This window comes from Clostridium tertium, from assembly GCF_902652255.1.
GTDB classification, from domain to species: Bacteria; Bacillota; Clostridia; order Clostridiales; family Clostridiaceae; genus Clostridium; species Clostridium tertium_A.
The window spans coordinates 1-14980 of the sequence record NZ_CACRTO010000044.1; the positions used below are offsets into that span (position 1 = coordinate 1).

The window sequence follows — 14980 nt, forward strand, 5'->3', positions numbered from 1 at the left end:
GATTTTGTGATTCTTTTCTTTCGTTTATCATTAGTAAACTCCTATGTAATAAATTAAAATATTTATTATTATATTACATATATGTATAAAATTAAAGACTGCTGACACTTTGTCAGCAGTCTGAAAAGATATTGATTTTCAATCAATATCTTTTTTTAGGTATTAGAGAGTTATTATAGGAGCAATCAATAATGAGCATTAAAGCTATTTAGGTGTATTAATAATATAAATTTCATAGTGTATAAACTAAAGATATTAATATAGTACATTTATCTTGGATAGAGCATATTAACTTTAGAATTAAAAAAGAAGTTACCTATTTAAATAACTCATCTAATTATTTTTAGGTAACTTCTTTTTACCTATATTATATACTAATCTAATAGATGATTAACTCTAAATAATGGTTAATTATATCACAAATAACGGAGTTCAGTTTTAGGTATAAATTAATAAAAAGTAGCAAAAAATAGCTGTACTATTAGCAAAGGGTATAGTTTTAATTAAAGAACATCATTTGCATAATTTAATATATATCATTAGATTGATAAATTGCAAAGGATAAATTTTGAGAAATTAAGAGCCTACAAACTAAAGGTCTGAGGGTAAATATATGCGATATCTAGTTACCAATGAGGATATTGAATTTGAGTAAAAAGAAAGTAAGTAATCAATATAAAATTAGAATCTAACTTTGAAGAAAAAATGGATTTAAATGATATTAAGCAAAGGTTTAGTAGCATTTCAGGGCAGGTAAAGATAAATTAATAAAGGAATTATAAAAAGCGTAAGTAATGGTATTAATTAAATATAAGAAATTCTAAATGTTTCGATAAAAATTATAGTGATATTTAGAAGGGGTATGATATAATCAATCTAATAAATACATATTTAAAGCTATAAATAAAATATTTACTATATTATCTTTAAACACAAATATAGAACAATCAAATATTGTATAGATTTTGACTAATCTGGAGGAACTTATGAGACTGTTAGAAATATTATTTTATTTATTAAGAAATAATAAATCAACAACTAAAGAGCTTTCTGAATATTTTAATGTATCAAGAAAGACAATACAAAGAGATATAGATAAATTAACTATTTTTGGAATACCTATAATAACGCGTAGAGGCGGTAATGGAGGTATAGAGTTAGACAAAAATTATATTATACATAAAGGACTAATGACTGAAGATGACTATAAAACATTGCTACTTTCATTACATATATTTGGAAATATATTTAAAAATAAAGATATATGCTCAGTTATAGAAAAAATATTAATGGTAGAGTCCGAAAAGGTTACTAAAAATTTAGAGCAAATAAAATCAACGCTAATAATTGATTTGGGAAATTATAGATTTGACTTATCTAATAAAGTATATAATAAAATTGATAAGGCTATTGAGGCTAATAATTTTGTTGAAATCAGTTTAGTTGAAAAAAAATATGAAGTTCTACCTATATCATATGTATTAAAAGAATCAGGTATATTTCTATATTGTTATGATAAAGAATATATGTTAGTTAAAATAAATAAAATATTAGAATCTAAAATATTAAATAGAACAACTGATGAAAAAATAATAGGATATAAGGATAATAAAGATAATATAAAAATACTTATATAAATAAAAAAAGACTTCTATAGTAGAAGTCTTTTTTTTGTTTACTACAATATTATACAATATTCTACAGTGTTCTACAAGAAATATATATTTTTTATAGAATAAGACCTTATATGTCATATTAACTAAATATAATTTAAATTGTTTGAAGATTATATGGTTTAAGGAAAGATCAATCTGCAAAATTAAATGTTATATATATGTAAATATATTATTTCATACTTTTAATATTAGTTATATATTTAGATGATAAATTTAATCAGAGTAAGTGATATGTATAAAACTGTTATATGAGGAGGATACGAGTGTGTTATTCACTAAAAAAATAAATGTAAAGTTAATTATTATAGCTAGTGTATTTATGATGGTATTTATAGTATCAAACGGCTTATTAGTAGATGTTATTTTAGATAAAAGTGTTGAACTTACATGTAATGTTTATTACAATCAGATATCAAGTCGGATAGATAAGGAAATTAATCTTTTAAAAAGTACTACTGAAAAGATATCTACTGATAATAAAATAATTAATATTCTAAATGAAAATAAAAGTTTTGATGAGTTAAGTAAAGAGGAATCTGAATTAATATTAAGTGAAATTAATACATTTGAGGGAATATTGGAATCATCAAGTTTTGTTAAGACTATAAATATTGTTAGTTTACAAGGAAATTATTTATTTTCTAATGGTGTATTATATGAAAATTTTGACTTAAGTAAAAGACCTTGGTTCAATGAAAAAATTTTACATGATAATAGTGGAACAATTATAACTGATATGCATGTGGATTATAGTACAGGATTAGATACTATAGCAATTGTGTCGTTTATTTATTCAGATGATAAAGAGCTTTTAGGTGCAGCTGTTATGGATATATTTATTAAGGATTTATTAGAATATGCGAATACTTCTTTTTATTCAGGTGACTTGAACACATATATTTTAAAAGATAATGTAATACTGTACTCTAAAGATGGAGAAGTAAATAGAGATATTAAGAATATAAATGAATTAAACATATATGATATTAAGAATGAGAAAGATAGTTTAGGCAATGAAAATTATTTATTATTTATGTTCAATAAAGACTCTATAAAGAATAACCCATATATGGATGTAGTTACTAAAATAGTGAGTATTATTTTAGTAATAGTAGGTTTATTTATATCAATATCATTAGTATGTTCGATTCGAATTGCATTTAAACCTGCTTTAAAATCTATTGAAAAATTAAAAGATTTATTAAAGTATTTAAATGAAGATGAGACCTCATTTAAAGATAAGAATGAGTTTAAGCAACTAGAGTTAATATCTGATTTATTAGGAAAGAGCTTTGATAAAAAGGTAGAATCACTAATATATTATGATGAATTAACTAAATTACCTAATAGAAAAAAATTAAATATAATATGTAATGAATTAATAAATAATAATAATCAATTTGCATTGGTTTTTATTGATTTGAATAAATTTAAAGTGATAAATGATGTATTTGGACATTCTACTGGAGATCAACTATTAATTAAATTTAGTAATATTATACAAGAGGCATTAGGAGATAGGGGAATTATAACAAGATACTCAGGTGATGAATTTATAATTATATATAAAGAGTTTAAATCTGATTCACAGTTTATTGAGTATTATGAGAAAGAAATCTTATCAAAATTTGATAACCCGATAGATATTAATAAAGATACTAAAACACTTATTGAGTTTTCAACAGGTGTAGCTGTATATCCTAGGGATGGATTAAATGTTTATGAACTAATTAATAAAAGTGATTTTATGATGTATAAAAATAAAAAGGATAATATTGATAATAAAGTTTTATTTTTTAATGATAATATATATAATGATATGCTTTATATTGAGAGTCTTAAAAATGAGCTGAAAAATGTATATGAAAAAAATGAGCTTTTCTTAGAGTATCAGCCAATATATGATAAATATATGAGAGTGAGAAAGGCTGAGGTTTTATTAAGATGGAATAGTAAAGAGTTAGGTTTTATTCCTCCAGATCAATTTATTAAATATGCGGAAGAAACTAGAGATATTATTCCAATAGGATATTGGATAGTTGAAGAAGTTTGTAGATGCATTAAAGAAAATCATTGGGATATTGAAGTTAGTATCAATGTATCACCTATTCAGTTAATGGAGTTTAATTTTGATAAAAATATAGAGTCTATTATAGATAGATATAATATAGATTATAATAAGTTATGTTTTGAAATTACTGAATCTGTGCTTTTAGAAAATAATGAAAATGTAAATAAGAATATAAATAATCTTCGAAAAAAAGGAATTAAATGGGCTTTGGATGATTTTGGAACAGGATATGCATCATTTAATTATTTAACTAAATATTCACTAGAAATTTTAAAAATTGATAAGGTATTTTTGGATAATGCTTTTGAAAATGACTTTGAAATTATCAATTGTATTAAAAAAATTTCAAATATATTGGATATGAAAGTAATTATTGAAGGAGTAGAAACTGAAAATCAATTTAATAAGCTGAAAAAAATAAAATGCGACTTATTTCAGGGTTATTATTTTTCCAAGCCTTTGAAAAATTATGAAATTAGTCAACTTATAAAAAATATAACTCATTAATGCTTTATAAAGTTAATAAATTGTATTTAGAAATAAACTTTTAGGTTTTACTTGTATTGATATTTAAGGGAACAATTTGAAAGTAGCTATTTACCAATGAAAGAACTATTTATTTTATAACCACCAAAATAATAAGGGGTATATTTAAATTGCTGAAAGGCTATTTTACAATAAATGCTAATAAGTACTATATATAGTGTTATACTAATTATATTATAAGTATAATGGTCTGTTGATTATGATAATTAATGAGGATTATATAAAATATGAACCTATGATATATAAAATTGTTAATAAATTTAATAATAATTAAATAGATAATTGTGGGGAAGATTCTTGTGAATCGCCTCCACCAAAAAATCCACGACAGAAGTGTCGTGGATTTTTTGTATTGAAATCAACTGGCTATGCTAGTGGATAAAATAGCTTAAGCTCTGAACAGAAAAAACTTCTATATATATAATTGCAACGACTGATAATCGTAAAACAAATTAATCATAGGAGGTGTTTCGTATGGGTAACGGCATAGAATGCTTATCACATACAAAATGGAGGTGTCAATATCATATAGTATTTGCTCAAAAATATAGCAGGTGAACAATATATGGGAAATATAAGGCTTAAATAGGGAAGATATTAAGAACTATTTGTATAAGACATGGATTAGAAATAATCGAAGCGAATGCTTGCCAAGATCATATACATATGTTGATAACAATTTCGTCTAAAATGAGTGTATTAAAATTCATGGAAATCTTAGAAGGAAAAAGTATTTTAATTATTTTTGATAGATTCGCAAATTTAAAATATAAGTATGGAAATAGACATTTTTGGTGAAGAGGATATTATGTTGATACAGTAGGAAGAAATAAAAAAGTAATTGGAGAATATATAAAAAATCAAATTCAAGAAGATTTAGCTTATGAACAAATGAGTCTAAAAGAATACATAGACCAGTTTACGGGTGATCCAGTAAAAAAAGGCAAGAAATAGATCCCCTTTAGGGGTAGCCAGTGGAAAATATGTGGTTGGCAAATGCGTTCGGCATGCGAATAGCATAGCCAGTAACAGAGCCTTATAGGCGTAGAGCAAACCACCCGTTTGACGGCTGGTTTTGATTGACTAGTTGCAAAATTAAATTGAAGTAAAAAAATCTATAGTGATTTTTCGTCTTAAAATTGAATTTTCAGAAACAATTAACGAAATGAAATCACTATGTATAATAAAAATAATATCATAAATACAAAGAAAAATAAACACTTAAGTTTACAAGAAAGATGCTTTATCAAAATTAGATTAAAAGAAGATTGGAATGCTTATAAAATTTCTAAAAGTATTAATAGAACAATAAATACAGTTCTTAATAAAATTAAGCGTAGATCAGTAAAAAAATAAAAATGGAGAAAAAATTACAAGATACTTTGCAGATGTCGGTGAAAGAGTCTATAATCAAAATCGTGAAAATTGGAAAGGAAAATGCAAGCTTCTAAAATGCTCTGAATTTATAGATTATTTTACCAATTAAGTGTTAAAAGATAATTTGTGATTAAATTCCTGTACTGCTGAACTATAGGCTCTGGTCGGTTTAATAGAAAAGAAATGGTCTGGACAAAAACACTTTATAATTATATAAATCTAGGATTTATAAAGATTAAGAATAGTGATCTGTCCATGAAATTAAGAATTAATAAGCGTAAAAATATTGTTATACTTAATAGAAGAAGAGTCCGTAGAAGTATTGAGAAAAGAGATAAGAAAAGAAATTGGACACTGGGAGATAGATACTGTTGAATGTCTAAAAGATAAAAAGGATAATGTTCTAGTAACCTTGGTAGAAAGAAAAACACTAAATTTAATCCACAGAAAGATAGAGCCTAAGACTGCCGAAGCGGTAGATAAGCATTAGAAAGTATAAAAGATAAATTTGGTAGTAAATTCAGTGAAGTATTTAAAACAATAGCTTCAGATAATGAATCTGAGCTCTCAAACCTTAGTAATATAGAAAATAATTGTTCTACTAAGGTATATTTCCGCACCCTTAATCATCTTTTGAAAAAGGGTGCAATGAGAGACATAATGGACTAATAAGAAGATTTACTCCAAAAGGAAAAGCTATCTTGAAATATACTATCTATGAGATATCTCGCATTGAAGATTAGATTAACACACTTCCTACAAGAAAGTTAAATTATAAGACACCAGAAGATCTCTTTAATCAATATTTAGATGATATTTATTCAATTTAACAAAATTAGGTGAATTTGATATTGCAATTTAGATATTTGTCAAATATATGAAAATCATAAAAATTTATTTTTTAATTGATAATCGGTATTCTTTAGGTGTCATATGAAATACTTTTTTGAATTTCTTGTAAAAATAATTTATATTGCTGCAACCAACCTTATAGATAATATCATTAATTGATTTATCTGAATTAGCTAATAAAAATGCTGCTTCTGTAATTTGCTGAAGAGATTTAAGTTCTGAAAAAGAATATCCTATATTATCTTTTAAAATATTACTTATATAATTAGGATTATAACCAAATTCATAAGCCAAATCCTCTAATGAGCAGTTTTTATAGTTGATTTCTATGTAATTAAGGTACTTAATAATTCTATCATAAGAAGAATTTTCATTATTAATAAGGGTATCTGGATCATATATTGAATTTATAAGTTCTAAAAACATAGCTGTTACATATGTTTGAATTAATTCAGGATAACATGAGCTTGGATCAAAATATTCACATAGCAAAAGTTGCATAACAGTATGGAATTTTAAATTATTGGTGGTATGAAATATTAGATATTTATCTTTACGTTGATTTCTTGATATAGAATTAAATAAAAATTTAGAAATAATCCCTTTATTAGAAAGCCGGCTTAGAAATACACTATTAAAGAAATCTTTCTTAAATACAATATTAATAATTATATCGTTTTCACATTTATAACTTGTCGCACTATGAATAACATCTGGATTCAAAATGCATAAATCACCTTTATTAAGTGTTATTTCTTTATTATTAATTAAAAATGTACATGTTCCTTCATAAACATAATTAATTTCCATATCTTTATGATGATGAGGTGGAATAGTAGTAAATCTACTTTCCTTTATAACTGTAATATTTTCATCTTTTAAAGTATTACTAAAATCAAAATAGTAGCACTCTTGACCTAGATAATTTTCTAACGTGAGTTTATTGTAAAAGGGACTTAGCTGATGAGGATGAGCTAAGTGCCAGTGTTCACTTTGAGTATACGTATGAAAAAACTCTTCTAATGTATTAATATCCATATATACCTCCAAATTTGTGAAAATGACATAAATAATCAATAAATATGACATATTTATTGATTATTCTTTATTATATAATAACATTGCAAGCTAGCTGATGCAATTAATGATTACAAACGAGTAGGGAGAAATGTATTTATGAAAAAAGGATTTGATAAAGATTTTTTATGGGGTGGAGCTATTTCATGTTCACAAGCTGATGGTGGATTTAGAGATGGAGGTAAAGGAGTTTCAACACAAGATTTAAGATACTTAGATCCATCTTGGAACCGTGAGCAAGTAGAAGAAAAACATCATGGCTCACCATTTTCGAAAGCAGAATTTGATCAAGCTTTAAAGGATATGGATACAATGTATTATCCTAATAGAAGAGGTATTGATTTTTACCATAATTACAAAGAAGATATTGCTTTGTTTGAAGAAATGGGTATGAAATTATTTAGAACTTCAATTTGTTGGGCTCGCATTTTTCCTAATGGGGATGATGAATTACCAAATCAAGAAGGCCTTAATTATTATAGAAATATGTTTTCAGAATGTAAAAAGAGAGGGATAAAAGTATTTGCCACAATGCTTCACTATGATATTCCAGTTAATCTTGTAATTAAATATGATGGTTGGAAAAATCGTAAAACAATTGATTTCTACTGTAGATATGCAGAAGTATTATTTAGAGAATTAGGTGATTTAGTTGATTACTGGTTACCATTCAATGAATTTAATGCAGGTAGATTTGCACCATGGGATGGCGTTTGCTTAATGCAAGACCAGGAAGAAAATATCAATCAATCAATATTCCAATGTTTGCATCACCAATTTCTTGCAAGTGCAAGAACAGTAAAAATGTGTCATGAAATACTTCCAGGTTCTATGATTGGTGGAATGATTGCAAGATTTGAAACTTATCCAGCAACATGCAAACCAGAAGATGCTTTACAAGCAGTACAGGATGAGCAATATTCAAATTGGTTCTATACTGACATTATGGTACGTGGAGAATATCCAAAGTATATGGAAAGATATTTTAATATGTTTAATATTGACATACAGATGGAGGAGGGAGATCTTAAAATTTTAAAGAATTCTAAAGTTGACTTCGTTTCTTTCTCATATTATTTTTCACAAGTATCAACAAGCGATCAAACTTGGAAAAAAACTGCTGGTAATTTGATTATGGCGAATAAGAATCCATACTTAGAAACAAGTGAGTGGGGGTGGCAAAAGGATCCAATTGGATTAAGAGTAACTCTAAACAAAGTATATGATAGATATAACTTACCAATTATAATTGCAGAAAATGGTTTGGGAACAACTGATATTTTAGAGGCTGATAAAAGTATTCATGACCCATATCGTATTGATTATTTACGTAGCCACATTCAATGTATGAAAGAAGCAGTTATTGATGGCGTAGAAGTAATTGGATATACAATGTGGGGAATTATAGATATAGTATCTTGTGGGCCATTAACAATGGATAAACGATATGGTGTGATTTATGTTGATTTAGATAACGGTGGTAAAGGTACTGGTAAAAGGTATAAGAAAGATAGCTTTCAATGGTATAAAAAATGTATTGAAACAAATGGCGAAGTATTAGACTAGGAGGGAGAGTAATGACAAATAAAGATCTAGCTAAGAATATTGTTAAATTACTTGGTGAGAAAGATAATATTACAAATGCATTACATTGTGTTACGAGATTAAGATTTAATGTTAAAAATGAAGACATTGTCAAATTAAAGGAAATAGAGGCTTTAGAGGGTGTTATAGGGGTTCAAGTTAAAAATGGGCAACATCAAGTTATTATTGGACCTATGGTTGCAGATATCTTTGAAGAAGTAGAACTTTTGTTAAATAAAAATGTTAATGAAAATATAGAAAAAACAAAAATAAGTGGGAAGATGATTTTAGATGTCATTACTGGGATTTTTTCTTCAATTTTACCAGCCTTAGTTGCAGGTGGTATGTTAAAGGGTATTATTGCTCTTATAGAAGGATTTAAATTAGTTCCAACTGATGGTGGCACATTCGTTATTTTAAATATGATTGCTGATATTCCATTTTATTTTTTACCATTTTTATTGGCGATATCCACAGCAAGAAAATTTAAAGTTAATGAATATCTAGGAATTTGTGTTGCTGGTGCATTACTTTATCCATCATTTATGGCAGCATTAGAAGAAGGAGCTAAACCATTAACATTCTTAGGCTTAAATATGCCTATATTTAATTATTCGAACTCAGTATTTCCAATTATTTTAGGTGTAGGATTACTTGCAATTGTTTATCGCTTTGTTGATAGATTTGTTCCAAATGTATTTAAAATAGTTGTAGTTCCAACAGTTACTTTAGTCGTTACTGTTCCTCTTACACTTTTACTATTAGCACCACTTGGTGCATATGGAGGACAATATTTAGCAAACAGTATAGTTTGGTTGTTTAGTACATTTGGACCAATTGCTGGTTTCTTGTTAGGTTTTTTTATGCCATTGATTGTATTATGTGGCATGCATCAATCAACATCACCAATTCAAATTTCAAATATAGCAACACTAGGATATGATTATTTATTACCAATTTCATTCTGTCATAATATGGCTGAATCTGGAGCTGCATTAGGAGCTGCTTTAAGAATGAAAGATGAAAATTTAAGATCAGCTGCTTTAACAACAAGTTTTTCTGCTTTCTTAGGAATTTCTGAACCAGCTTTATTTACTGTACAAGTTGTACATAAAAAACCATTGATTGCGGCTATGACTGCATGTGGTATTGGTGGAGCAATGACTACCTTATTAAGTGCAAAATGTTTCGCTTTTGTAATGCCAGGCATTACATCTCTACCAGTTTATGCGAATCCAGATGGAACAATTACTAACTTATTATTAATGGTTGTTTGTATTGCATCTACTTTTGTGATTGCAGTTGTTCTATCATATATTCTATCTGGAAGAATTAATGATAAAAAAGGAGTCGGAGCAGTTAAATTAGTTTCTCCTGTCAAAGGTGATATTATCTCTTTAAATAAAGTCAATGATAAAACGTTTGCTTCTGGAATGATGGGAAAAGGCTTTGCGGTTATTCCTAAAGATGATTATGTATTAGCTCCTTGTGATGGTGAAGTTGTTCTTATAGCCAATACTTTACATTCAGTTGGAATTAAATGTATTAATGGTGCTGAAATTTTAATTCATGTAGGAATTGATACAGTTGAACTAGATGGTAAATATTTTAATAATATGACATATATAGGGAAAAAGGTTAAGAAAGGAGATAAACTTTTAAAAGTTGACTTTGCTTCTTTGGAAAAAGGAGGATATGATACTACTATTCCAGTAATTTGCACAAACGCTGATATGTATAAAGATATAAAAATTGATGAAGATAATGAAGAAATATTAACAATTGCTTAATAATCTTTCAATAGAGTTAACTTGATAAAGTTAGCTCTATTTTAATTGTATTAAAAACCACTGGCTATGCCGGTAGTCAAAAGGGCTTAAGCCATGAACAGAAAAACTCCTATGATAAAATTAAAACGACTGACAATCGTCAAATAATAAAATCATAGGAGTTGCCGTATGGGTAACGACATAGAAAGCTTATCATACACAAAATGGAGGGGGCAATATCATGTAGTATTTGCACCGAAGTATAGAAGATAAATAATATATGGGAAATGCAAAGCTGAGATTGGAAAAATATTAAGAATTATATGTATAAGAATGGGTGTAGAGATAATCGAAGCAAATGCATGTCCAGATAATATACATATGTTGGTGACTATTCCACCTAAAATGAGTGTAGCAAAATTTATTAGAACATAAAAAGAGAAAAGTAGTTTAATGATTTTTGATAGATTTGCACATTTAAAATATAAATATGAAAATGGGAATTTTTGGTGAAGAGAATATTATGTAGATATAGTATGAAGAAATAAGGCTGCAATTGCAAGGGATATTCAGAATAAAATTCAAGAAGATTAAATAGCAGAACAAATTAGTATGAAGGAACATATTGACCCGATCACGTGATTGTCGGTAAAAAGTAGCAAATAGAAAACTACCCGATGAGGAAGGTAGCTGAAACTATTTTGTGATTGGCAGTTATTCAGAGCACAAGTAGTGGTGTCAGTATCATGCCCTTATAAGGTTTAATCAAGCCACAAGCTTAGCAGATGGTATATGACTATACGAAATGTTAAGTTGGAATAGTAGTAATATAAATATATTATAAAGAAAGAGATGATTATAATTGAAATTGAATTTTATGAGTAACAGGAGAATTATTAAATCAATTACGATATATAAGAATAATAGGAAAGATTTAAAGAATTTTTTTAGAAAATTTGATAAAGAATGAAGTTTAGTGTTAGAATGAGAAAAAGTGCAAAGATATAAATCATTATAGTATTGTTAAACGTTAACAATACTATATACAAAAAGAAGGGTTTAGGATAATATAGATAATTCTTAGGAATTAATGTTAGCTAAGTACTTTATGATAATATAGAATAAAAAATATAAGAAAAGGTGAGGGAATTTATTATGAAGGAGAAAGTGTATAGTACTATTAAAGAACTAAGTAGTAAATTTGACTTTAAGAATCATAATGATGCAGATAAGCTAGCAGCTAGCAATGTTGCTGATATTCTTGGAATAAAAAGGAATACGGCTAGTCGCTACTTAAATGAATTAAATAAAGAGAAGAAGGTTATAAAAATTAATAGTAGACCAGTAGTATTTTATAGTGTTAGTTCATTATCAAAAACTTTAAATTTAGAGCTGTTTACATTTAAAGATGTTGATGAATTTTTAGGACATGTACAGCTTATTAAAAAAGAAAATAACGAAGAAAATGGAAAGTCTTATTTTAATGAAGTTATAGGTGCTAAAGGAAGCTTAAAAGAACAGGTTAGGCAATGTGTTTCATCGATACTTTATCCAACCAATGGATTACCATGTCTTATTAGTGGAGAAACAGGGAGTGGTAAGAGTTATCTTGCTAATGTAATGTTTAAGGAGGCAAAGGCACTTGGAATAATAGGAGAGGAGGCGCCTTTTCTTACTTTAAATTGTGCACAATATGCAGATAATCCTGAACTTCTATCTGCTTTATTATTTGGATATAAAAAAGGTAGTTTTACAGGAGCAGATACAAATAGTATAGGGCTTATAGAAAAGGCTGATGGAGGATATTTATTTTTAGATGAGGTTCATAGATTAAGTGGAGAAGGTCAAGAAAAGTTATTTAGATTTCTAGATGAAGGTAAATATTTAAGAGTTGGAGATAATGATGAACGTTCATCTGTAGTTAGATTTATATTTGCCACATCTGAAAATTTAGAAGCAAGTTTTTTAATGACCTTTCTAAGAAGAATACCAATCATAGTAAAATTGCCAAATCTTAATGAAAGATCTTATAATGAAAGAAAAGCACTAATAACAACATTTATAAAGGATGAGGCAATAAAGTTAAATAAAACTATTAACATAACTAGAAATGTAATTGATATATTATTGAACACAAATTTTAAAGGGAATGTAGGTGAATTAAAAAATCTTATAAAGATTCTTTCTGCAAGTGCTTTAATTAATCAAGGGTATAATAATAAAGAACTAGAAATAAATATAAATCATATTCCACCTAAATACTTAGACATGCATATTGAGAATAACTTTGATAAGGCACTAGGGGTATCTGGTGATTTACGAATAACAGATAATTACGAAGTTGTTTATGAATATGACGAAGAAAATTTGAATTTTACTCATACAAGGAATCTTATTTACAATATGAAAAACAATCTTAAGCAGTACAAGCTAAATAGAAAGTCAAATGAATCATTAGATGAATATTTACATCATGAGATTAACACATTCATAGATAATATATTATTTAGGACTGAAGATGTGGAAATAGATATAAAGAGAAACTATATTAATAAGATAATAGTATTTATATCTTCCTTTTTAAAAGAAAAGCATAATATTATTTTTGACGGTGCATTAATACATATAATTTCACAGTATATATATTATCGTATAAATATTGAAATAAATGAAAATGAATTAGATGAAAGTCTTAAAGAGATAATTACAAAATTCATTCAAAGTAAGTATTCTTATGAATATAAAAATTCATCTAAATTGATAAAATTATTAAGCACTGAGCTAGATTTATCTTTAACTCTAATGGATGAATTATTAATTACTATAATGTATTCTATGTTTAAAAGTAAGAAGACTAATAAAATGCCTAAAGCCATTATATTAGCTCATGGTTATTCTACAGCTAGTAGTCTTGCGAATGTAGGAAATAGGTTGTTTGAGGATAATATTTTTGAAGCCTTTGATATGCCATTGGATTCTACGACAGAAGAGTTAGTAGCAGAGATCAAGCATTATATAAAATCTGTAGATACAAAAGAAGGACTAATTATAATGGTAGATATGGGTTCGTTAATGGAGATACATAATGAAATAAGAAAAGAGGTTGTAGGACCAGTTGCTCTGATTAACAATGTTTCTACTAGTATGGTGTTGAATGTTGCAAGTGAGCTACTTAGAGATACTTCGATAGAAGAAATTCTAGAAAAAATAAAAGAGAATACTATTATAAATTATAAACTTTTTTATCCAGAAAATAATAGAAAAAATGCGATTATTACAACCTGCGTTACAGGAATAGGTACAGCACAAAAAATAAAGGAATTGTTAGAAGAGGGATTTAAAGATGTCCAATTAGAAATAATTCCATATGATTATAAAAGACTAAAGTATAACGGAATAAATGATGAATGTTTTAAAGTATATAATATAGTAGGTATTGTAGGCACTATGAATCCTAATATAGAAGGCATTAAATTTTTATTTATTGAAGAAATATTAACAGAAGATGGAATAGAGGGCCTGAATAATATATTTAAGAACTTACTAAATCAAGAACAATTAAAGGTTTTAAATGATAATATAGTAAGGATGTTTTCTTTAAATAGAGTTATTAATTCAATAACCATTTTAAACGCAGAAAACGTTATAAAGCTGATAGAAAAAGCAATATTACAACTAGAAAATAAAATTGACTTAAAGATTAGTAATGGGACAAAGATTAGTTTATATATTCATATTAGTTGTATGATAGAAAGAATGGTAAGACAGTGTCCTATAAAAGAGTATGAAAACATCAATGATTTCAGAAAGTGTCACGAAAAGTTCCTTGAATTAGCGAAAGAATGCTTTAGTGTCATAGAAAGGACCTATAATATAGAGATAATTGACTCTGAATTAGCATATATTTATGATATATTAGCCAGTAAGATTAAAAAATTAGATATTTAGAAGAAAAATGTAGTAAAAACCATGTCAAATTAGAGGACACTAATTTTGGCATGGTTTTTGCTTTATTAATATACTGTAGA

General features: G+C 26.7%; 6 protein-coding genes and 3 pseudogenes. 8 read left to right on the plus strand and 1 reads right to left on the minus strand.

Annotation, left to right across the window (positions count from 1 at the left end; all coding sequences use genetic code 11):
- Positions 1-986: 986 nt before the first annotated feature.
- The 4 genes and pseudogenes from GPX08_RS13935 (at position 987) to GPX08_RS13950 (ending at position 6500) form a co-directional block, all read left to right on the plus strand.
- On the plus strand, positions 987-1637 hold the full coding sequence (locus GPX08_RS13935; RefSeq protein WP_156627415.1) for an HTH domain-containing protein: 651 nt from the start codon (positions 987-989) through the stop codon (positions 1635-1637).
- A gap of 304 nt (positions 1638-1941) precedes the next feature.
- The gene (locus GPX08_RS13940; protein WP_156627416.1) at positions 1942-4254 is read left to right on the plus strand and encodes an EAL domain-containing protein; all 2313 of its coding nucleotides are present in this window, start codon (positions 1942-1944) and stop codon (positions 4252-4254) included.
- A gap of 513 nt (positions 4255-4767) precedes the next feature.
- Positions 4768-5247, plus strand: a pseudogene (gene tnpA / locus GPX08_RS13945) (IS200/IS605 family transposase).
- A 222-nt stretch (positions 5248-5469) separates the two neighbouring features.
- A pseudogene (locus GPX08_RS13950) lies at positions 5470-6500 on the plus strand (IS30 family transposase).
- 64 nt (positions 6501-6564) lie between these two features.
- On the opposite strand, the gene GPX08_RS13955 reads toward GPX08_RS13950, so the two are convergent.
- Positions 6565-7560, minus strand: a complete 996-nt coding sequence (locus GPX08_RS13955) for a helix-turn-helix domain-containing protein (RefSeq protein ID WP_156627417.1) — start codon at positions 7558-7560, stop codon at positions 6565-6567.
- 138 nt (positions 7561-7698) lie between these two features.
- Between GPX08_RS13955 and GPX08_RS13960 the strand changes: the two genes are divergently transcribed.
- The 4 genes and pseudogenes from GPX08_RS13960 to GPX08_RS13975 all read left to right on the plus strand — a co-directional run bounded on the left by GPX08_RS13960 (position 7699) and on the right by GPX08_RS13975 (position 14900).
- Positions 7699-9165 (plus strand): family 1 glycosylhydrolase, encoded by a 1467-nt coding sequence (locus GPX08_RS13960; RefSeq protein WP_156627418.1) that lies wholly within the window; start codon positions 7699-7701, stop codon positions 9163-9165.
- An 11-nt stretch (positions 9166-9176) separates the two neighbouring features.
- A complete protein-coding gene (locus tag GPX08_RS13965; protein ID WP_156627419.1) occupies positions 9177-10973 on the plus strand; it encodes a PTS beta-glucoside transporter subunit EIIBCA in 1797 nt (598 codons plus the stop codon).
- A 168-nt stretch (positions 10974-11141) separates the two neighbouring features.
- Positions 11142-11546: pseudogene (gene tnpA / locus GPX08_RS13970) on the plus strand (IS200/IS605 family transposase).
- A 561-nt stretch (positions 11547-12107) separates the two neighbouring features.
- On the plus strand, positions 12108-14900 hold the full coding sequence (locus tag GPX08_RS13975; RefSeq protein ID WP_156627420.1) for a PRD domain-containing protein: 2793 nt from the start codon (positions 12108-12110) through the stop codon (positions 14898-14900).
- The last annotated feature ends 80 nt before the right edge of the window (positions 14901-14980 follow it).